Source organism: Lentzea sp. CC55 (assembly GCF_021056325.1).
Classification (GTDB): Bacteria; Actinomycetota; Actinomycetes; order Mycobacteriales; family Pseudonocardiaceae; genus Lentzea; species Lentzea jiangxiensis.
Window position 1 is genome coordinate 1 of record NZ_JAJCXE010000026.1, and the last position, 20,515, is coordinate 20,515.

Genomic DNA, 20,515 nt, shown 5'->3' on the forward strand with positions numbered 1-20,515 from the left:
CGTGCAACCAGGCACGTTCGCTGAAGTTCTTCTCCGGCAGGTCGGCCACGGCCTCGGTGAACTCAGCTGGTGGTAGTTCGCCGCACCCGTGTCTGGCCACGTCCTGGTACACCGTGTCGGAGAGGATGAAGGCGCAGTCCCCAGGCGGGGTGCTCGTGCAGGGCGGTCCGGAGCGGAGTGGAGTCGAGCATCCGGTGCACCGCGATCGTCGACCGCCCGACCCAGCCGTTCGCGCCGGGTGCCACGAACCCCCGTCGAGCGCGATGCGGACACGCAACCTGGCGTGGTCGCTGAGGCCGTTGTCGATCGCGTGAGCGGCGCGCTTGAACCCCACAAGGAGCCGTGGCACCACCAGGCTCTCGTCGATTCCCGCGGGCAGCACCGCGTACTGGCCGGCTCGGTCCTTTCGGTGTTCACGTCGACCTCGCCGATGTCCGCGTGTGCGCGTGCTCGCCGCCTGAGTTCGACGAACCGCTCCTGTGCGCGTGAGGCTTCAAGGTTGTGGAACCGGCTGTACCGCTCGACATCAGCGGCGATGCACAGCTGGACACCGGCGCCGCCGGTCGCCGGGGCGTTTCCCGGTTCGGCCGTGGCCGCTTCCGGATCGGCCGGCAGTCTGAGCCGGAAGGTCCACGGTTCGGCGGTCCGTGCGTGGTCGAGGCGCCATCGGCCTGGGAACCGCGGTCGGTGGAACGATCCGTCCACCTGCACGGTCAGCCCCACATCGTGTTCTTGTCGCACAGCGGGTAGGAAGGCGTGCAGCACCAGCGGCTCACCGGGGAGCGCGCCGTTGTCGAAGACTCCCAAATACCAGCTGAAGACGGACTCGTCGATCCCGGAGACTCGCGTGGTGACCGAGTTCGGTCCAGCCAGACCGGCCACGGACGTGGCGGGTGTCATCCGGCAACGGACGAAGGCCACCACGTGCCGCCAGTCGTCGGGTGCCGGCCCGAACGTGATCGTCAGGCGAAGTGCTGTGCCGTGGTCGCCGAACGAGTTGCCGGCAGTGACCGAGCAGTCCACAAAGGAGATCGGAACGCCGCTCGCGATCAGGTGCTGCCTGGTCATCGGACCGCCGGCAGGTCGGGCCAGGTGCGCTGATCGCCGACCAGGTAGGCGGAACGGGGTGCGATCAGCGCGCTGCCGGCACGTCCGTGTGCGATGTCCGACGAAGTCACGGCGATCACGGTGTCCACGGTGGGATCGTCGGCCAGGTCCACCAGGCGGCGCTTGAACTCCACCGCGTCACGTCCGGCGCACAGCAGGTCGTGGAACTCGAACCGCCGGAGCTGTTCGTACGGTTTGCCCGGAGCGGATTCCGGCCCTTCGACTCGGTGCGCAATGGTGCGAACCGCAGGGAGCGCACGTTCTCCCCGAGCTCCGGGAACCGACTTCGTCGAGTTCCTCGACCAGTTCCCTGTGCAGGCACTCCGTGGAGTCCTCGCGGTAGGCCCCGCTGTCGAACCACCGGCGGAACTCGGCGATCGATCGTGCGGGCAGCACTCCTCTCAGATCCGCCCGCATCCCCGCCGCTCGCTCGACCCAGCGGTCCGCTCTGAACTGCAGCCGGTCCAACAGGTCCGCCGCCGGGGCGAAGTACTTGAAGACACCTCCGGGGGGTGTGTGCGCCCGGCCTGGACCCGGAACCGAACAACACGTGCCGGTCGTCGTCCCGGATCCGCACCAGGGCCGCGTACGAGACGCGGACCGAGCGTTCGGGTCCCCACCGCGTCATCGTCCACCCCTTTCTCCTCGGGTTGTCGCACTCCTGGAGGTTTTCGTTTCGCAGGAACCCTGACGGACCGTCCGTCAGTAACTGCGGGACCGGGGACACGAGGAGTTCGAGATGACCAAGCGAAGACTGACCACCGCGCAGCGGCGACGACTGTTCGAACTGCTGCGACACGAACTGGCCGAAGCGGTGCGCAGATCAGCCGGTGCGGACAGCGCTGTCGTCGTCGACGACCAGGAGGACCGCGCCGATCACGCGACGGAGCCCTGCCTCGTCGAGGAGCTCCGCGTCGAGCCACTCGGCCAGGTGGCCGCCGAGGGCGTCGCCGCCGCAGAACAGCGTCCGGACGACGTCGTGCACCACGATCTCAGGCACCTCGCCCCGTCCGATGCGGGAAACGATCTGGTGCATGGCGAGCCTCGCGGCGGCCGTGAGCCGGGAGTCGGTGGTCTCGTGCTCGTCGACCAAGACAAGCGCCGGAAGCGGGCCGGGACTCGTCGCGGTTGGCGACTCCTTGCAGCCCAACGGTCTTTCGACGTGGTCGGCGTACCACGCCGGTCGGGTCCGCATGGCCGCCAGCACCACCTCGACCTCTTCGGCGACGAGCTCGGGGCTGCTGCGCTGCCAGTCGCAGCGGACCTCCGCGCGGAGGTCCGTCCAGCTGTCGAGCGGCCACAGACCGGTTCCGGCGGTCGCGGGCACACCCACCCACTCGAGCACGTGCACCGCGAGTCTTCCGAGCCATTCGTCACCGCCGAGTTCCCGTGCGAGCCATTGGGGGAGACGCGGGCGCTGCAGAGCGCCGAGGTCGCCACGGCGGCGCCGATGCGCGTCGACGGTCGCGGACCTGGCCATCGACGCGATCCAGGCTTCCAGGCCGGCGATCGGGCGATCGGCGCGCCGGACGATCTCCTGCACCACTGCCGCAACATCGTCGTGGAAGCGGTCGGCGCATTCCGGCATCAGGTTCGCGAACGCTTTGGCACAGCGTTGATGTCCACGCTTGCGCTCAGCCGGACGGGTGATTTTGGTGAACACGATCGGCCACGTGATCGAGTACAGCTCGCGCAGCATGCTGCGGCGGCTCAGAACGTCCGCTGTTGCGAAAGCGCTGGCCAGCAGTCCCCGACGAGCGAGGGTGATGAGGGTGGAGGTGTCCTGCGACGGCACCGGGATCTCCTTGACACCTGTGGTCTGTTCGGGTGGATGGCAAATGCTCTCCTGGCCGGGAACGCCGTCGTGGTCAGAAGATGGCCAACTTCTGCCCAGTCCACCGTCGAACCGAGGTGATGCGCCGTGAGCGGGCCGGAGCAGCGGCTGCGAGAGGAACTGGGCGCTCTGTGCAGGGGGTGGGGTCTTCACCGGAAGAAGTTGCACGTCCTGATCGGCCGCGCCGTCGCCGAGTGGGCCAACGTGTCCGGCAACGCGTCGGACTACGACGTGCGGATGCAGATCACCCGTGCGATCGACAGGCTGATCCCGCAGGGGCTGCTCAGCGACCAGCTGCGCGCGGTGCGCGTGGCCCTGGCGATCGAACCCGGCGTTCAGTTCCGCAGTCTGAAGGAGCGCACCGAGACGTTGGCGAGCGAGTACAACGTCTCGGACCGCACCATGCGACGGTGGATCAACGACGCACTGGACCACCTGTCCCATCTCGCCGTCACATCGGCGGGGGCGGAGGACCACGACCACGGCTGGGCGGTCGAGCGCTTGAAGACGTTGGTACGTCTCGACGACGACATGCCGCTGGTCATCGAGCAGCGCACCGTTGTGGCGACCGTTGACGGCCTGGAACGGGTCAGCGCGCGATTCAGCCTGCCGTGCGAACCGGGCACCCCCACCCAGGCTCGTGACGTCGTCGCGGAGGTCATGCACGGTGCTCGCATCAAGTGCGAGCACCGTGACGGCCTGGGCCACTTCCGCTACGACCTGGCTCTGCCCAATCCGCTGGCGCGCGGACAGGAGCTCACTTACACCATGGCTTTCCGAGTCGTGGACGGACTGCCGATCCGCAACTACTACGCGGTCGTGCCCGTGGTCACCTGCTCATCACTCGTCATCACCGTCCGATTCGGCCTGTCGCGGCTGCCCACCGCGGTCTGGAAGATCGACGAGGTGCACCATCGCGTGCTTTCCGACCCGCTCAAGCCCGGTGACGGCACCTTGCCCCTCAACGGCGCCGGCGAGGTCACGGTGCCGTTCGCCGCGCTGAAACCCAGCTTCGGTTATGGGGTCGCCTGGCATCTGTGACCGCCCAGATCTCGTCAGTCCCGGATGAGTTGGGTGCCGTCCTGGTGTTCGGCGAACCTCTTGAGCTCCCAGAGGAGCGAGCGGCGCCGAGGTGTCAGGTCGTGGTCACGAAGGGCGTCGTCCATCCAGCGGGCGGTGGGGCCACTCCGTACAGGTCTCTGGGCGTCGAGGGGCCGGGCGCCCATCGCTTGAGCGCGTTGCCCGCTGCCGCGAGCACGAGAGCCTCGTCCTCGGACGTCAGCAGCGGCACCCAGTCGCCCAGGTGTGCGAGGCCGACGAGGTCGGCGCCGCTGACCGCGTTGTGCTCCGCCTGCGTGACCTGCCCGACCCCGTAAACGTCCGCGGCACCGAGCAGCACCGCGACCGCGAGAAGCTTCCGCACTGGGCGGACCTCGGCTAATGAGGCTTGTTCACCTTGCGGCACAACAGGGTTCGCCCGACGTGACCCGCGTTCGTGAAGAGTCGCGGACCGCAGGGGAACCGGTCCTGGTTCCGGTTCCCCCGGGTGGTCCTCAGCGGCACCAGGACTGCACGGTCTCCTCGAAGTCCGGGAACTCCGCCCGCGCCTTGGCGAGCACCTCGACGGGCGTTCGCGGCTCGACCCCGGAGTGCTCCTCCGCGATCGCGCGGAGCTCCGGGTGGGGCACGCCGCTGTCCGTCCCGAACTCGACTGCCTCCTGCGGCCCGACCCCGCCCGCGAGCAACCACAGGAACTCGCCCAGGTTCGCCGCGACGGGCCCGACCTCGCCCTCGGAACCGAAGAACACCACGGGCTGCTCGGTCAACGGCCCCTCGCGCACCAGCCACAGCACGGCCATGCCGCCGGTGCCGTCCTCGCCGAAGAGCCGGAACCGGTCTCCGTCGAGCTCCTGGTTGCCGGTCCACGCCCGGATCCAGTCGGTCGTGTCCTCGGCCGACTCGAACTCGTCGTACGGCTCGTAGTCGATGTTGGTCGGCGCCGGCCCGTCGCCCTCCTCGTCGTGGTCCCAGGGGAACTCGACGCCGCTCAGGGCGGTCAGCGCGGCGGGGAAGGCGCGGTCGTCAGTGATCTCCACGCGCGCACGCTACTTCACGGGTCGCGCGTGGGCGGAACCTCAGTCCGGGAGAGGGGGAATGGGGAGATCAGGATTGTCGATCGGCACATTCAGCGCGTTCAGGTGAAAATCCATTCGGGACCGATGTGGAATGTCTTGCCAGGTCACGTGTTCCGCGAGGAACGGCTGCTCTGATGGTGCGGACATCCGTCGCACGCGGGTGACGGCGGTCCGACCGGTCTGCGGGGCCCCTAACGTCGGCCGCCTGTTCCCGAACCGCATCCGCCCCAGAAGGGATACTGCCCGTGCGAAGACGCTTGCCGGCGATGGCGCTGGCGACGGTGCTCGCCGGGAGCGCGCTCACCGCCGCCCTCCCCGTGGCCGCCCAGCCATCCGTTTCGACGCTCATCAAGTCCGTCCAGGGCGTGGCCGACCCCGCCGCCCACGGGGACGTCGCCACCTGGGTCGTGTCGTACTCCAGCGGTGCCAACGGTGCCGCGACCATCACCGACACCATCGGCGCCGGCCAGACGCTCGTGTCCGGCTCGCTGCGGGTGCCGCCGGGCTGGACCGGCACCGAGGGCAACCCCGTCAACGCCACGAACCCGAACGTGCGCAACGGCGGCACCGCCCTCTCGAGCCTGCTCACCCCGCCCGTGCAGGCCAGCGCGAGCAGCACCGGCGGTGACGGCTTCACCCCGATCCTGCACCGGACGCCGGACGGGCGCCTGCAGGCGTGGAACGTCTACCACCACGTGGCCGAGGCCGGTCCCAAGCTCGTCTGCACCGACCTCACCACCAGCGCGCTCTGCGCCGGCGGTCCGTGGCCGAAACCGCTGAACACGACGCCGGGCCCGTTCGGCGCGGGCAACACCGGGGACATCGCGAGCCCCCTCGAACCCCAGTACGTCCGCGACCCGGCCAACGCCGCCAGGGTCTACTACTCCGCCACCACCGCCTCCTCGATCGGCGTGGCCTGCCTCGACCTCGCCGCGCCCGGCAACTGCGGGTACTGGCCTCTGATGCCCCGCTCCGGGGCGACGTTCGAGATGGCCGGGCTCGTCGAAACCGGCGGGAACCTCTACGGCGTCGCGACTTCCGGGCACGTCGTGTGCTGGACGATCGCGACCCGGGGCGCGTGCGCGGGCCAGCCGTACGCGCCGGTCGTGCCGCCGACCAACCACGGCGGCTACTACCTCGGCGCGCTGGCGGTGGCCGGGGGCAAGCTGTTCGCGTCGTCCTCGCAGCAGGGCGCCAGGGCACCCGTGCTCGGGTGCTTCGACCCCGCCACCGCGGCCGCGTGCGCGGGCTGGCCCGCCCCGAAACCGCTGGGGCCGGTCGGGAACTTCAGCTACAACGCCTACACCGCCTACAGCACAACGGGTGCGGAGGTCGGCGCGTGTTCGAGCACGACCGGCGGCCTGAACGTCACCACCTGCTACGCGATCGACGGGTCGCCGCTGCCCGCACCGTCGGCGCCCGCCGGGCTGGAGTCCAACGTCATCTCGTTCAACCCCGAGGTGATCCGCACCGGTGACCGCGTGCGCAGCTACATCGGCATCTGGGGCGGCCCGTACTCGGGTGCCGCGGTGTGCCACGACTGGAGCACCGGGGCCTCGTGCGCCGGTCTGCCGTCGCGCATCACCCACCCGACCGTGAACGGTGGCGACACGAGGGATTACGGCTACGCCTACGACGCGCCCACCGGGTGCCTGATCGGCCTCGGAGACGCCGGCGTGCTGTTCTCGATGGATCCTGACACGGGGGCGTCGCCGTGCGTACGCAGTGGCGCCTCCGTGTCGCTCAACCCGTCGCAGTTCTACTGCGACGGCAAACCGCACAACGTCACCTACGGCAAGGCGCGGCTCACCGGTGTGACACCGGCGAACGTCAACTTCGGCGCGTCGACCGTCAAGATCGTCGACCAGGGTGGAAACCCCGTCAGCACACCGGGTTTCGCGCCGGACGGCACCGTCGACCTGACCGGGGTCTCCGCCGCCTCGCTGACCGTGACGGCGTCGATCGTGCTGAACAACGCGTCCGACTTCGGCGGCGGCAACCAGCCGGCGCTGGACGTGGAGTTCACCGGTGACGCACCGCAGATCTGCTTCCGCACCACCATCTCCGCGGAGTGCTCGGTCACGTCCGTCGCCAACACCGCCGGCGGCACCGACGCGACCGGCGGGTTCACCTCCAACACCGTGACGCGGCAGGTCGCACCCGGTGCGTCGTGCCTGCCGAACGTGGTGGTGAACAAGGAGATCTGCGGCTCGCACACCCCCGCCCACTGCAAGGCGGGCGGTTCAGGACCGTGGGTGAAGCAAGCACCCGTGGGCGTGCTCGGACTGTTGCACGCCACCGCGTACTGGCGGATCACCGTGACCAACAACGGCCCGATCGCCATCACCGACGCCTACGTGCTCGACGACGTGGAACCGTCCTGCCACACCGGCCCGTTCTCGCTGCAACCGGGTGAGTCGAAGCAGGTGCACTGCTCGACCTACGCGTTGCTCTCGCTCTTCCCCCTGGTCAACGAGGCGAAGGCGAAGTACACGCCGGTGAACGGCACGAGGCTCTACACCACCTGGTCGTCCGCCAAGGCCTGTTCACTGCTCTGCGCGCTGAACTGACCTCCGCGGACTGGCCGCGGCCGGGCTGGAACCACCACCAGCCCGGCCGCCCCGGGCGGCCATCGCCACCAGCGCCACCACGACCGCGGGAACGGCGGCGGCACCGGTGAAGGCCAGCACCACCAGCACGACCACGAACGCGGCCGCCGCGGCGACGCGCACCCCGCCGTCCAGCAGCCGCCATGCCGCCGCCGTGCACCCGAGGTACACCACCAGGAACAACGCACTGGGAACGGTCACCAGTGACTCGAGCTCCAGCACCCCGCCGGCGAGCAGGCCGATCAGCACGCAGCCGGAGGCGAGGATCGCGAGGTTCAGCCACCGGGGCGGCGTGTCCGCGTCGTCGTGGGGCTTCGTCAGGGTGCGCGCCAGGTTCGCGGCACCGGAGACGTAGGCGTTGATCGTGCCCATCGTGAGGACGACCGCGCACACCGACGCCAGCACCACACCGGCCGGGCCGACGGCGAGCACCAGCAGCTTCGCGACGGGCGTGGAACTCCCGGCCCGCGGCCCCAGCGCCGCCACGGTCACCGCCGCCAGCGACAGGTAGAGCAGGCTGGTGACGACGAGCGTGATGGCGACGATCCTCGGCAGCTGCCGGCGCGGGTCCGCGAGCCTCGCCGTGAGCGGTGCGGCGGCTTCCCAGCCGACGAACGACAGCATCAGCGGGGCAGCGGCCGTCCCGATCGCGGCCCACCCGTGCGGTGCGAAGGGCGTCCAGTTCGCGGCCTCGGCGCCGGCCGCCCCGCCGACGATGCTGATCGCGACCACCACGAGGAGCAGCACCACGAGTCCGAACTGGACGGTCGACGACGTCCGCAGGCCGCGGGACGTGACCGCGAGGACCGCCACCAGGATCGCGGCGGCGAGGAGGCAGGCGGTGACGCGGCCGGCCCCGGCGAGCTCGGCGACGTAGCCGCCGCCGATCACGCAGACGATCGGGGCGCCCGCGACGATCCCGGCGAGGAAGCACCACGACGTCGCCGTCGAAGCCCGGCGGCCGAGCCCCAGCGCCACGTAGCCCCGGACCCCGTCCGCGGACGGCAGCCGGATGCCCAGCGCGGCGAAGACCCAGCCCAGCAGGCCGGAGAGCACCAGCAGCGCCGCCCAGGTCACGACGGACGCCGGACCGGCCAGGGCGGCGGTCAGCCCGGGCAGCATCAGCAGGCCGGGACCGAGCAGGGCGCCGACGTACATCGCCGAGCCGCGAGCCACGGACAGGGAAGAGGAGGACATGGGCGAATTCTGCGGCGCGGAGCAGGGCAGCCGCTGCGAAGTTGCAGCGTGTGGAACTGGTTATATGCAATTCAGTTGTGCAGAAACGCGGAACAGTCGAATATTCTGCACATGGAGAGGTTCGACGCCATCGACAGGGCGATCCTGCGGAGGCTCCAGACCGACGGCCGGGTGCCGAACAACGAGCTGGCCGAAGCCGTGCGCCTCTCGCCGTCCGCCTGCCTGCGCCGCGTCCGCGCACTGGAGAGTGCCGGGATCATCGCGGGCTACCGGGCCGAGCTCGACCGGGCGAAGGCGGGCCTCGGCCTCACCGTGTTCCTGGAGCTCAAGGTGACCGGCCACTCCGCGGAGACGGCGCGCGAGGTGGAGGAGGCGTTGCTGGCGATCCCTGCGGTGGTGGCGTGCCACCTCGTCACGGGCTCCGCCGACTTCTTCGTCGAGGGCGTGCTGCCCGACCTGCCGTCCTACGAGCCGTTGCTGCTCAAGCACGTGCTGGCGATCCCCGTCGTGGTCGACGTGCGCAGCTCGTTCGCGATCCGGACCATGCGCTCGCGCGGCCCGCTGCCGGTCGACCACCTGAGGTGAGCGGGCGTCACGGCCGCCTGATCACGGCCAGCGCGTGCTCGCGGGCCGGGGCGCTCAGCCGGGTGTTCAGCTCTTCGAACAGCGCCTCGGCCGTCACCCCGTTCCAGCCGGGCGGCAGCAGCGACAGGGGCAGGCCGGGATCGCTGTAGGGCAGGCGCCGCCACTGGGTCAGCATCGGCACGTACGTCTGGAACGCCTGCTCGGCGGTCGTGGTGCCGGCGTCGAGGATCGGGCGGTGGCGCCGGACGAAGTCCGCGTAGAGGTCCGCCAGCTCGTCGAGGTTCCACCACGCGCGCACCTTGGAGCGCAGGTCGCCGAACGCGAAGTGCTGACCGGTGAAGATGTCCACGTACTCGGCCAGGCCGCGCCGCGCCAGGGTCCGGCGGGTCTCGGTGGCGAGGTTGCCCGGCGCGACCCAGACGCCGGGGGCGGCGGTGCCGAAACCGAGCTGGGTCAGGCTGGTGCGCAGCTCGTGGCGCTTCTCGCGTTCGGACTCGGGCACGGAGAACACCACGACGAGCCAGCCGTCCTCGGTGGTGGCGCGGCGGCGTTCGAAGATCCGCGCGTCCCCCTCGGCGAGGGTCTCGAGCGTCGATTCGGCGAGGGCGTACCCGGCGGCGCCGTCGCGGCGGTCGGCGCGGACCACGCCGCGGCGCTTCAGCCGGGAGATCGACGAGCGCACGGCCTGGCCCTCGACGCCCAGGTCCGCCATGAGCTGCACGACCGAGGCCACCGAGAGCCAGTTGTCCTCACCGCGCGCGTACAGGCCGAAGATCGTGATGATGAGCGGGCCGAGCCGGTCGCGCCCGGCGGGAGCCGCGGCCTCCGCGGTCGTGTCCGCGACGTTCAGTGCCCTCTCCTCACCTTGATCAGCTGCCGGGAACAGTACCGCCCGGCTCGCCGAGGTCGGTCAGCCTCACGGTGTTGCGCAGCTCGCCGAGTCCGCTGACCCGCGTCAGCACCACGTCGCCGTCGCGCAGGAAGACCTGCGGCTCGCGGGCGTTGCCGACGCCGCTGGGCGTGCCGGTGAGGACCACGTCGCCGGCGCGCAGGGTCATGCCGTGGCTCAGCTCGGCGATGATCCGCGCGAACGAGAACGCCATCTGCCCGCTGGAGGCGTTCTGCAGCAGCACGCCGTTGACCTCGCACTGCACTTGCAGCCGCGTCAGGTCGTCGATCTCGTCGAGCGTCGTCACCCACGGGCCGAGCGGCATCGTGGCGTCGAGGCTCTTGCCCTTGAGCCATTGCCCGCCGTGTGCGCGCTGGAGATCGCGTTGCGACACGTCGTTCGCGACGAGGAAGCCGAACACGTGGTCCAGAGCCTCCTCCTCGGGGATCGACCTGCCGTCGCGGCCGATGACCATCGCGATCTCGGCCTCGTAGTCCCACATCCGCGACAGCCGCGGGTCGTAGGCGATGTCGTCGGACGGGCCGACGACCGTGTCCGGGCCCTTGGTGAAGAAGGCCGGCCGCTCCGGGAGGGACGCCGGGCCCTGCCCCTCGCGCTTGCCCTTCGACTCCTCGAAGTGGTCGAGGTAGTTCCAGCCGGTGCACAGGACGTCGCGGTTGAAGCGGTGCAACGGCGACTCCAGCCGCACCTGCGACAGCGGCACGGTCCCGTCGGGAACGGCCTCCGCACCGCGCACCACGTCGTCGGCCGTCGCGGTGAGCAGCGTGATCGAGTCGCCGTCCACGACACCGCCGCGCCGCACGCCGTCGACGGTCACCGAAGCCAGCTTCACCCGCGGACCTCCCTTGATATGGCGTTCACATTTCGTAGATCATGAATGCGCTATCGATTCAGTTCGGACGGATCAGGCGTTCGTCCGGGATCACCGCGACCCCGAGGATCTCGATCAGCGCCTCCGGCTGCCACAGCGCGGTGCAGCCGATGCCCGCCATGGCGGGGTAGACCGGTCCGGCGAGCTCGCGCCACACCTCCCCGATCTCTTTGCCGTGCGCCTGGTAATCGGGGATGTCGGTGAGGTAGATCGTGATGCTGACCAGGTCTTCCGGTTCGCCACCCGCCGCGCGCAGCGTCGTCAGGACGTTGCCGAACGCTTGGCGGAACTGCTCGACGATGCCGCCGGGAACGATCTTCATGTCGGCGTCCAGCGCCGTCTGGCCGCCGAGGTGGAGGGTGTTGCCGGCGAGCGTGCCGTGGGAGTAGCCGCTCGGCTTCGGAAGGCTGGCCGGGTTCACTGCTGCGGGCCTCATGAGTATTGACAGTATCTGACGGTCGTGAAGAATACGAGATATGGAGCCCGACCTGAGCAGGTACCAGCTCGAAGGCGACAACTCGATGTACCGGCTGCCGAGTGGCCTGGTGGCGCCGGTCGTGACGCGCGGGGGTGCCGAGAACCCGGACACCGCGGACTCCGGTGGCGCGGTCCGGATCTCGGGCGTGAGCATCCAGCACACCCCGGCGACGAAGCTGTGGTTCGGCAAGGTCACCAACGAACCCGGCTACCGCTCGGTGACCCACCACCACGGCGAGGCCGAGACCGGCGGCTACGTGCTGTCCGGGCGTGCGCGGATCTACTTCGGCGAGAGGTTCGAGGACTACGTGGACATGGAGGAGGGCGACTGGGTCTTCGTGCCGCCGTTCATGCCGCACATCGAATGCAACCTCTCGCGCAACAACCCGCTCACGTGGATGACGACGCGCACGCCCGAGAACATCGTCGTGAACCTCGACGACGTCCCGGACGAGGAGCTCCGCGACTGGCTGACCCGATGACCGCCGGGATGCTCGCGACATCCGAGATCTTCACGTCGGCGATCACGCTGGAGCAGGCCGAGCCGGAGCACTTCGACCTCGCCTTCACCGCCGTCACCCAGCCCTGCCCGTGGCCCAAGGCGTACGGCGGCGACCTGGTCGCCGCGGCGGTGGCCGCCGCGATGCGCTCGGTCTCCGACGGCAAGACCGTGCACTCGATGCACAGCTACTTCCTTCGCCCCGCCGACATCGGCGCCCCGGTGCGGTACGAGGTCGAGCTGCTGCGCGACGGCCGCGGCTACAGCACCCGGCAGGTCCGCGGCTACCAGAACGGCAAGCCGCTCTACACCTGCCTGGCGAACTTCGCCGCCGGCGAGGCGGGCGGCAGCTTCCGGGCCGCGTTCACCGGCGACGTGCCCGGTCCCGAGGACCTGCCCAGCTCGGCGGACTTCCTCGCCGCGCGCGGCGGCGGCACCATGACCAGCGAGTCGAAGGCGTACTGGTCGGGCGGCCGCAGCTTCGACATGCGGCACGTTCCCGGCCCGGTCTACCTCGCTGTCGAGGGCGAGAAGGTCCCGCGCCAGGCGGTGTGGGTGAAACCGTTCGACCCGCTGCGCCCCGTCGAGGGGCTGACCGTGGCGCAACGGGACCTGGCCGCGCTCGCCTACGTCTGCGACTACACGATCCTGGAGCCGGTCCTGCGCGTGCTCGACCTGCCGTGGGCACGGCCGGGCCTCGTCACCGCGAGCCTCGACCACGCCATGTGGTTCCACCGCGAGAGCCCGGTCGGCGACTGGCTGCTCTACGTGCAGGAGGCCGTCGCCGCCGACTCGGGCCGCGGCCTGGGGTACGGCCGCTTCTTCACCCGCGATGGTCTGCACATCGCGACCGTTGCCCAGGAGGGCATGATCCGCGCTTCCTGACCCGCCGCCCGCGGAAGGACTCACCGATGGACACCTTCGCCCGCGACCACCTCCCTCCCACGGCGCTGTGGCCGACGATCGAGTTCACGACGCCGGAGCTGCACTACCCGGACCGGCTCAACGCCGCCACCGAGCTGGTCGACGTGCCCGTGGCGCGGTTCGGCCCCGACCGGGCGGCGCTGCGCACGCCGGCGGGGGAGGTGTGGTCCTACGGCGAGCTGCTGACCCGCGCCAACCAGGTGGCCCGGGTGCTGGTCGAGGACTTCGGCCTCGATGCGGGACAACGGGTTCTGCTGCGATCGCCCAACAACCCCTGGACCGTGGCGGCGTGGCTCGGCGTGCTGAAGGCGGGTGGTGTCGTGGTGACGACCATGGCCGCGCTGCGGACGCGGGAGCTCGAGCCGATCGTCGAGCGCACCCGTCCGTTCCTCGCGCTGGTGGACGGGCGGTTCGCGGAGGACGTCCGCGCCCTGCCCCCGCTGACCGTCGTGGACTACGACGACCTCCGGGCGCGTGCCGCGAGCAGGCCGGGGGAGTTCACCGCCGTGGACACCGCGGCCGACGACGTGGCGCTGCTCGCGCCCACGTCCGGCAGCACCGGCTCACCCAAGATCACCGCGCACTTCCACCGCGACGTCCTGTCCATCGACAACACCTTCGGCCGGCACGTGCTGCGGCTGGTGCCGGACGACCTGGTGGCGTGCACGGCGCCGTTCGCCTTCACGTTCGGCCTCGGCATGCTCGTCGTGTTCCCGTTGAGAGCGGGCGCCTGCGCCCTGCTGACCGAGGCGGCCACGCCCGCCCGGGTGGCCGATCTCGTGGCGGAGCAGGGAGTCACGGTGCTCGCGACGGCACCGACCGCGTACAAGGCGATCCTGCGCGACGGTGCCGAGGAGAAGCTGCGCGGTCTGCGGGTCGCGGTGTCGGCGGGCGAGCACATCCCGCGGGACACCTGGCAGCGGCTGCACGACCGGCTCGGGCTCCGCGTGGTCGACGGCATCGGTGCCACCGAACTCCTGCACATCTTCATCTCCGCCGCCGGCGACGACATCCGGCCCGGGGCGACGGGCCGGCCCGTGCCGGGCTACCGCGCCACCGTCCTCGGTCCCGGCGGCGAGGAGCTCGGACCCGGCGAGACCGGGCGGCTGGGCGTCATCGGGCCGGTCGGCTGCCGCTACCTCGACGACGCGCGGCAGGAGGACTACGTGGTCAACGGCTGGAACGTCACCGGCGACGTCTTCCACCGCGACGGGGACGGCTACTTCCACTACCACGCCCGCAGCGACCACATGATCGTGTCATCCGGGTACAACATCGGCGGGCCGGAGGTCGAGGAGGCCATCGACACGCACCCCGACGTGCTGGAGTCGGCCGTGGTCGCCAAGCCCGACGACGAACGCGGCTCGGTCGTGTGCGCCTTCGTCGTGCTGCGCGAGGGCGTCGAGGGCGACGCCGCCAAGGCCAGGGAGATCCAAGACCACGTGAAGCGGACCATCGCGCCGTACAAGTACCCGCGCGACGTCCGGTTCCGGACCTCGTTGCCGCGCAACGCGAGCGGCAAGCTGCAGCGCTTCGCGCTCCGCAGGATCGTCGAGGAGGAGGTGCCGCGATGAGGATCGCCGTCGTCGGCGGTGGCCCCGGTGGCCTCTACTTCGCCGCGCTGGTGAAGCAGCTCGACCCGTCGCATGACGTGACCATCTGGGAGCGCGACGCCGCGGACGTGACGTTCGGGTTCGGCGTGGTGTTCTCCGACGAGACGCTGGGCGGCATCGAGAACGCCGACCCGGAGTTCGCGGACGCGATGGCGCGGAGGTTCGCGCGGTGGACGGACATCGACATCCACCACCGCGGGGAGACGCACACCGTCGGCGGGCAGGGTTTCGCCGCGATGAGCCGCAAGGAACTGCTGCGCCTGCTCCAACAGCGGTGCCGCGACCTCGGTGTGGTCGTGCACTTCTCCACGCCCGCGCCCGCCGTCGAGCTCCTGCGCTCCGAGTACGACCTCGTCGTCGGTGCGGACGGCGCCAACTCGTTGGTGCGTCAGGCGTTCGCGGACGTGTTCGGCTCCACTGTGGACCGTCGGCGCAACAGGTACATGTGGCTCGGCACGGACCTGGTCTTCGAGGCGTTCCAGTTCTTCATCAAGGACACGCGGTGGGGGACCATGCAGGTCCACGGCTACCCGTACTCGGAGACCGGGTCGACGTTCATCGTCGAGATGCACGAGGACGTCTGGCGCCGCGCCGGGTTCGACACCGGCGAGGAGTTCCCGCCCGGTGCCTCGGACGACCGCGCCGTCGAACGGGTCCGCGAGCTGTTCGCGGAAGAACTGGCCGGGCACCGGGTGTTCGCGAACAACTCGAAGTGGCTCAGCTTCTCCACCGTGCGCAACGAACGCTGGCACGACGGCAACCTCGTCCTGGTCGGCGACGCCGCGCACACCGCGCACTTCTCGATCGGCTCCGGCACCAAGCTCGCGATGGAGGACTCGCTCGCCCTCGCCGCGTGCCTGCACGAGCACCCCGGCGTCGAGGCCGCGCTGGCCGCCTACGAGGCCGAGCGGCGTCCCGTCGTGGAGTCGACGCAACGCGCCGCCCAGGCGTCGCTGGAATGGTTCGAGAACATCGGCATGTACGCGGACCAGGAGCCGACCCGCTTCTGCTTCAACCTGCTCACACGCTCGCGCCGCATCACCTACGACAACCTCCGCACGCGCGACGCTGAGTTCGCCGACCGCGTCGACGCCGCGTTCGCCGCCTCGCAGGGCTCGGAGACCGTCGTGCCCGCGATGTTCCAGCCGTTCCGCCTGGGAGAGTTGGAGCTCAAGAACCGCGTGATCGTGTCACCGATGGACATGTACTCCGCCGTGGACGGCGTGCCGGGCGACTTCCACCTGGTCCATCTCGGGTCGAAGGCGATGGGCGGCGCCGGCCTGGTGATGACCGAGATGGTCTGCGTATCCGAAGAAGGCCGCATCACGCCCGGCTGCACCGGCCTGTGGACCGACGAGCAACGCGACTCGTGGGAACGCATCGTGTCGTTCGTCCACGAGAGGAGTACCGCCCGCATCGGCCTGCAGCTCGGCCACTCCGGCCGCAAGGGTTCGACGCGCCTGATGTGGGAGGGCATGGACGAGCCGCTGCCCGACGGCGGCTGGAACGTGGTCGGCCCGTCGGCCCTGCCCTACGGCCCGGGATCGGCTGTCCCGTCCGAGGCCACCCGCGAAGACCTGGACCGGATCACCGCCGAGTTCGTCGCCGCCACCCGCCGCGGCGCCTCGGCGGGCTTCGACCTGCTCGAACTGCACTGCGCACACGGCTACCTGCTGTCGTCGTTCCTCTCGCCGATCGCGAACCGGCGCACCGACCCCTACGGCGGCTCCCTCGCGAACCGCCTGCGCTTCCCGCTGGAGGTGTTCGACGCCGTCCGCTCGGCGTGGCCGGCCGAGCGCCCGATGATCGTGCGCATCTCCGCGACCGACTGGGCAGAAGGAGGCAACACCGAACACGACGCCGTGGAGATCGCCAAAGCCTTCATCGCCCACGGCGCCGACGCGATCGACGTCTCGTCCGGCCAGGTCACCGCCGACGAACGCCCGGCCTACGGCCGCTCGTACCAAACCCCGTTCGCCGACCGGATCCGCCACGAGGTGGCCGCCGCCACCGGCACGGCCGTGATCGCCGTCGGCGCCATCGCCTCCTACGACGACGTCAACTCGATCCTGCTGGCGGGCCGCGCCGACCTGTGCGCTCTCGGCCGCACCCACCTCTACGACCCGCACTGGACCCTGCACGCCGCCGCCGACCAGGACCACCGCGGCCCCGGCGCGGACTGGCCGGTCCAGTACCGGGCGGGCAGCCGCAAACCGCCGGCCTCGCGCACCGACGCGGTCCGGCCCCGGCTGTCGCTGTTGCGGGCGGACCCGCCGGATCGGGTTGTGCACCTGCGGTGGAGGCCGCGCCGCGAGCCGGCGGCCCTCGGGTAGGAGGGTTGGGGGAGGGCGGCAGAGGGGGCTGCTCGGGTGGGAGTTTGAGTGACTGCTCGGGTGACCGCTTGGGTGGTGCGTGGCTGGCGTCGCGGGCAGCGTGTGCGGACGCGGTGGTTCGTGGCGTAGTACGGCAGGCGGCTACTGCATGCGGAGACGCCATGGCGAAGGGCTGGGCGGGCTTCGTCGCTTGTCGGAATGTCAACATTCGGGCAAGCACTAGTTATAGGAATGTCAACATTCCTAAAACCGGCTCGCTCACGCTCGCACCACCGCATGACAAGAGCTGAGGCGCTCAGCGTCAACAACTCCACCCTCCCGCGCCCCAACAGCCACGCACCTGCCGAGCAACACATCTCAGACGTTCATGTAATCTGGATGATGTCATCATCTGAAATGGGCATCCGAGAGGAGCGGCCATGGTCCGGCTGACCAGAGCGCAGCAGCAGGCGCGCACGCGTGCCGCTGTGCTGGCCGCGGCGAGGGAGGAGTTCGCCGAGCGTGGATTCGTGCAGGCGAAGGTCGACCGGATCGCCGAGCGGGCTGAACTCACGCGCGGGGCGGTGTACTCCAACTTCCCGAGCAAGCGCGCGCTGTACCTGGCGGTGCTGATCGACCTGATCGAGAGGTCGGCGGAGGGGGAGCCGCGGGCGGCGGTTTCGCCGTCGTCGCGGCTGGACGCTCTGGGCGTGTTCGCCAGGGTGTGGCTGGAGCGGTTGCCGCTCACCACCGGCACGTTGTCCGGCGGGCGGCTGCAGTTGCGGTCGTTGGACGGTGTCCTCGACGACGAGCACGGGCCCGCCGTGCTCGCGCAGGTGGCGCGGCTGGAGGCGTTGTTGCTGGCCATCGCGCTGGAACGGGGTGCGCCGTACCGGCATGTGCGGCTGGCCGAGTTGGCGCTGACGCTGCTCGACGGCGCCGGCCACCGGGCGGAGACGGCGCCTGGCTTCGGTGACCCGTTCGACGTGGCGCTCGCGTGCCGGCACCTGGCGACCATCGACCTCACGGACACGTGGTCGCCGCCGCACCTGCCGTACGTCGCTCCGGCGCGCACGTGCAACGACGAGTGGACCGCGCCCGCCGGGCTCGTCGACCAGATCAGCGGTGCCGAGGTCGGCCTCGACGACGGGCTCGTCGTCGTGCTCGGTGCGAACCGGCTCGGTGCCGCCGAAGAGGCCGTCAGGTCCGGCAAGCGGGTCACGCTCGTAGTCGTGACGAGCGATCCGGAGGAGACCGGCCGCCTCGTGCGGCTCAAGGTGACCGACGCCGTGAGCTGCCTGCGGAGGGTGTTCGCCGCTGAGGCCTTCGCCCAAGTCCGCCTGGTGCTCGACGACGGTGCGGTGGTCGCGGCGGCACTCGGGATCGCCGACGCCGGTGACGACACCGAGGCCGCGGTCGAGGTCCGGAACGGTGCCGTCACCGCTCGGGCGCTGGGCCGGGGGGCGGGGCACGCGGTGGGTGTGCGCAGACGGGAGGCCATGCCGTGAGCCACGACCTGCTGGTGTTGCACGCCTTGCGCTGCGTGGGTGCGGCCGGGCCGGCGCGTGTCGCGTCGTTCACGGGGCTGTCCGAGTCCGAGGTGGAGTCCGAGCTGATCGACCTGGCCGTCGCCGGTCTCGTCACGCACCACCGGGAGTTCGGTGGCTGGGCGCTCACCGGGGCCGGGAAGGCGGCCGACCTCGAACGGACCACCGCCGAGCTGGTCGCCGCCGGCACGCGCCGGGAGCTCGCGGAGGCGTTCGACGACTTCCTCGTGCTCAACCCGGAGCTGCTCGACCTGTGCACGGCGTGGCAGATCCGGTCCACCGACGGCACCGTCAACGACCACGGCGACGCCACCTACGACGCCCGCGTCCTCGGGCTCTTCGAGGACTTCCACGGCCGCGCGGTGAAGGTCATCGCGGCGCTGTCCACCGCCCTGCCCCGGTTCGGGCGCTACGAGGACAGGCTCGCGCGGGCCCTCGGGCGGGCGCGGGCCGGGGAGCTCGGGTACGTGGCCGACGAGATCGGGTCGTTCCACGCCGTGTGGGCGGAGCTGCACGAGGACCTGCTGGCCACGCTCGGGATCCAGCGGTGGTGAGCCACGACGCGCCGCGGTGGGTGCGGCGGCTGTCCGCCGACCTCGGCGAACCGCCCGAGGTGATCGGCGGAAAAGCGCACGGGCTCGTCGTGCTGCACCGGCTCGGGCTGCCGGTGCCCGCCGGGTTCGTCGTCACCACGGCGGCGTGCCGGGCGTTCCTGCGCGACGGCCGGCTGCCAGACGGGCTCCGCGACGAACTCGCTGCCGCGACGCTGCCGCCGGTGGTGTCGGTGCGGTCCGGGGCCGCGGTGTCGATGCCCGGCATGATGGACACGGTCCTCAACCTGCGGCCGGCTCCCGACGCACTCGAGGACGCGCTGAAAGCGGTGTTCTCCTCGTGGAACACACCCAGGGCACGCACTTACCGCACCCTGAACGGCATCCCGCACGACCTCGGCACCGCCGTGGTGGTGCAGCAGATGGTGTTCGGCGACCGGGACGACCGCAGCGGCTCCGGTGTCGCGTTCAGCCGGGACCCGAACACCGGCGAGAACGTGCCGTCCGGTGAAGTCCTCTTCGGACAGCAGGGTGACGCCGTCGTCTCCGGCCGGTCGCTGACGCTGCCGCTGGAGGCGCTGGCGGAACGAGAACCGGTGGTGTGGCGGGGTTTGCGTGCCGCGTTCGGCAGGATCGAGGAGCACTACCGCGACGCCTGCTACGTCGAGTTCACCTTCGAGTCCGGTGTGCTGTGGCTGTTGCAGGTGCGGCGGGGCGGGTTCGGCGGGGCGGCCGCCGTGCGCGTCGCCGCCGACCTCGCCGACGAAGGCGCGATCGACCGGGGAGAAGCACTGCTGCGGGTGTCGGCGCAGCACCTCGCGCACGTCCGCACACCCCGGATCGCGCCCGGTGCGGAGGTCCTCGCCCGCGGCCTGGGCGTGTGCCCCGGCGTGGCGTCCGGGCGGGTGGCGCTCACGGCCGACGCGGCCGTGCGGATGGCCGCGGACGGGCCGGTGGTGCTGGTGCGGCCCGAGACGTCACCGGAGGACATCCGCGGGCTGGCGGCGGCGACCGGCATCGTCACGGCGCAGGGCGGGCCCGCCAGCCACGCCGCCGTGGTCGCGCGGTCGATGGGCAAACCCGCTGTCGTGGGTGTCACCGACCTCGTCGTCGGTGCTGACTCGCTCTCGCTGCGCGGGCACGAGGTCGGCGCCGGCGCGGTCATCGGCCTCGACGGGACGGGCGGTGAGGTCGTTCTCGGCACGCCGCGCGTGGTCACGGCTGCGGCGGACGCGCACCTGGGCCGCCTGCTGGAGTGGGCGGACCAGGTGTCCGGTGACCGCTCGGAGCGCGACGAGGCCGCGCGGCTCGAAGCGGCACACGCGGTGCTCCGCCGGCGATGAC

General features: G+C 70.9%; 18 protein-coding genes and 1 pseudogene. 10 read left to right on the plus strand and 9 right to left on the minus strand.

The annotated features are described in order from the left end of the window. Positions 1 to 1,064 precede the first annotated feature (1,064 nt). The 3 genes and pseudogenes from L6E10_RS22265 to L6E10_RS22270 all read right to left on the minus strand — a co-directional run bounded on the left by L6E10_RS22265 (position 1,065) and on the right by L6E10_RS22270 (position 2,902). A complete protein-coding gene (locus L6E10_RS22265; RefSeq protein WP_236221473.1) occupies positions 1,065 to 1,241 on the minus strand; it encodes a hypothetical protein in 177 nt (58 codons plus the stop codon). A 4-nt stretch (positions 1,242 to 1,245) separates the two neighbouring features. Continuing rightward, positions 1,246 to 1,614, minus strand: a pseudogene (locus L6E10_RS41235) (hypothetical protein); the annotation flags it as partial. A 316-nt stretch (positions 1,615 to 1,930) separates the two neighbouring features. Continuing rightward, complete coding sequence (locus L6E10_RS22270) at positions 1,931 to 2,902, minus strand: hypothetical protein (RefSeq protein WP_236221474.1); 972 nt, start codon at positions 2,900 to 2,902, stop codon at positions 1,931 to 1,933. Between the two features lie 126 nt (positions 2,903 to 3,028). Between L6E10_RS22270 and L6E10_RS22275 the strand changes: the two genes are divergently transcribed. After that, on the plus strand, positions 3,029 to 3,982 hold the full coding sequence (locus L6E10_RS22275) for a hypothetical protein (protein ID WP_236221475.1): 954 nt from the start codon (positions 3,029 to 3,031) through the stop codon (positions 3,980 to 3,982). A 94-nt stretch (positions 3,983 to 4,076) separates the two neighbouring features. On the opposite strand, the gene L6E10_RS22280 is transcribed toward L6E10_RS22275, so the two are convergent. Continuing rightward, positions 4,077 to 4,364 carry a hypothetical protein gene (locus L6E10_RS22280; protein WP_236221476.1) on the minus strand — a complete coding sequence of 96 codons (288 nt, stop codon included), beginning with the start codon at positions 4,362 to 4,364 and terminating at the stop codon, positions 4,077 to 4,079. Positions 4,365 to 4,494: 130 nt separating this feature from the next. Further along, positions 4,495 to 5,037 (minus strand): SMI1/KNR4 family protein, encoded by a 543-nt coding sequence (locus L6E10_RS22285; protein WP_236221477.1) that lies wholly within the window; start codon positions 5,035 to 5,037, stop codon positions 4,495 to 4,497. 284 nt (positions 5,038 to 5,321) lie between these two features. Between L6E10_RS22285 and L6E10_RS22290 the strand changes: the two genes are divergently transcribed. Then, positions 5,322 to 7,646, plus strand: coding sequence for a hypothetical protein (locus L6E10_RS22290; RefSeq protein WP_236221478.1), 2,325 nt, complete (start codon positions 5,322 to 5,324; stop codon positions 7,644 to 7,646). On the opposite strand, the gene L6E10_RS22295 is transcribed toward L6E10_RS22290, so the two are convergent. Beyond that, positions 7,623 to 8,882, minus strand: coding sequence for an APC family permease (locus L6E10_RS22295; RefSeq protein ID WP_236221479.1), 1,260 nt, complete (start codon positions 8,880 to 8,882; stop codon positions 7,623 to 7,625). The two genes, L6E10_RS22290 and L6E10_RS22295, sit on opposite strands and share 24 nt — an antisense overlap. 111 nt (positions 8,883 to 8,993) lie before the next feature. Between L6E10_RS22295 and L6E10_RS22300 the strand changes: the two genes are divergently transcribed. After that, on the plus strand, positions 8,994 to 9,467 hold the full coding sequence (locus L6E10_RS22300; protein WP_236221480.1) for an Lrp/AsnC family transcriptional regulator: 474 nt from the start codon (positions 8,994 to 8,996) through the stop codon (positions 9,465 to 9,467). A 7-nt stretch (positions 9,468 to 9,474) separates the two neighbouring features. Here L6E10_RS22300 and L6E10_RS22305 read toward each other — a convergent pair whose 3' ends face one another. The 3 genes from L6E10_RS22305 to L6E10_RS22315 are packed head-to-tail and all read right to left on the minus strand — an operon-like array spanning position 9,475 to position 11,684. Further along, positions 9,475 to 10,353 (minus strand): PaaX family transcriptional regulator C-terminal domain-containing protein, encoded by an 879-nt coding sequence (locus L6E10_RS22305; RefSeq protein WP_374237275.1) that lies wholly within the window; start codon positions 10,351 to 10,353, stop codon positions 9,475 to 9,477. Next, a complete protein-coding gene (locus L6E10_RS22310) occupies positions 10,337 to 11,209 on the minus strand; it encodes a fumarylacetoacetate hydrolase family protein (RefSeq protein ID WP_236221482.1) in 873 nt (290 codons plus the stop codon). Before L6E10_RS22310 ends, L6E10_RS22305 begins: the two co-directional genes overlap by 17 nt. 58 nt (positions 11,210 to 11,267) lie before the next feature. Next, positions 11,268 to 11,684: a RidA family protein gene (locus L6E10_RS22315; RefSeq protein ID WP_236221483.1), complete on the minus strand. Its 417-nt coding sequence runs from the start codon at positions 11,682 to 11,684 to the stop codon at positions 11,268 to 11,270. Positions 11,685 to 11,724: 40 nt separating this feature from the next. On the opposite strand from L6E10_RS22315, the gene L6E10_RS22320 reads away from it, so the two are divergent. The 7 genes from L6E10_RS22320 to L6E10_RS22350 all read left to right on the plus strand — a co-directional run bounded on the left by L6E10_RS22320 (position 11,725) and on the right by L6E10_RS22350 (position 20,514). Next, complete coding sequence (locus L6E10_RS22320; RefSeq protein ID WP_236221484.1) at positions 11,725 to 12,207, plus strand: cupin domain-containing protein; 483 nt, start codon at positions 11,725 to 11,727, stop codon at positions 12,205 to 12,207. Then, positions 12,204 to 13,109 (plus strand): acyl-CoA thioesterase II, encoded by a 906-nt coding sequence (locus tag L6E10_RS22325; RefSeq protein WP_236221485.1) that lies wholly within the window; start codon positions 12,204 to 12,206, stop codon positions 13,107 to 13,109. The genes L6E10_RS22320 and L6E10_RS22325 overlap by 4 nt, the downstream gene beginning before the upstream one ends. A 26-nt stretch (positions 13,110 to 13,135) precedes the next feature. Then, the gene (locus L6E10_RS22330; protein ID WP_236221486.1) at positions 13,136 to 14,722 is read left to right on the plus strand and encodes an AMP-binding protein; all 1,587 of its coding nucleotides are present in this window, start codon (positions 13,136 to 13,138) and stop codon (positions 14,720 to 14,722) included. Beyond that, positions 14,719 to 17,094 (plus strand): bifunctional salicylyl-CoA 5-hydroxylase/oxidoreductase, encoded by a 2,376-nt coding sequence (locus tag L6E10_RS22335; protein ID WP_236221487.1) that lies wholly within the window; start codon positions 14,719 to 14,721, stop codon positions 17,092 to 17,094. The genes L6E10_RS22330 and L6E10_RS22335 overlap by 4 nt, the downstream gene beginning before the upstream one ends. 419 nt (positions 17,095 to 17,513) lie before the next feature. Continuing rightward, positions 17,514 to 18,581: a TetR/AcrR family transcriptional regulator gene (locus L6E10_RS22340; protein ID WP_236221488.1), complete on the plus strand. Its 1,068-nt coding sequence runs from the start codon at positions 17,514 to 17,516 to the stop codon at positions 18,579 to 18,581. Next, positions 18,578 to 19,174 (plus strand): transcriptional regulator, encoded by a 597-nt coding sequence (locus L6E10_RS22345; protein ID WP_236221489.1) that lies wholly within the window; start codon positions 18,578 to 18,580, stop codon positions 19,172 to 19,174. The genes L6E10_RS22340 and L6E10_RS22345 overlap by 4 nt, the downstream gene beginning before the upstream one ends. Next, the gene (locus L6E10_RS22350) at positions 19,168 to 20,514 is read left to right on the plus strand and encodes a PEP/pyruvate-binding domain-containing protein (RefSeq protein WP_236221490.1); all 1,347 of its coding nucleotides are present in this window, start codon (positions 19,168 to 19,170) and stop codon (positions 20,512 to 20,514) included. Before L6E10_RS22345 ends, L6E10_RS22350 begins: the two co-directional genes overlap by 7 nt. Position 20,515 lies beyond the last annotated feature (1 nt).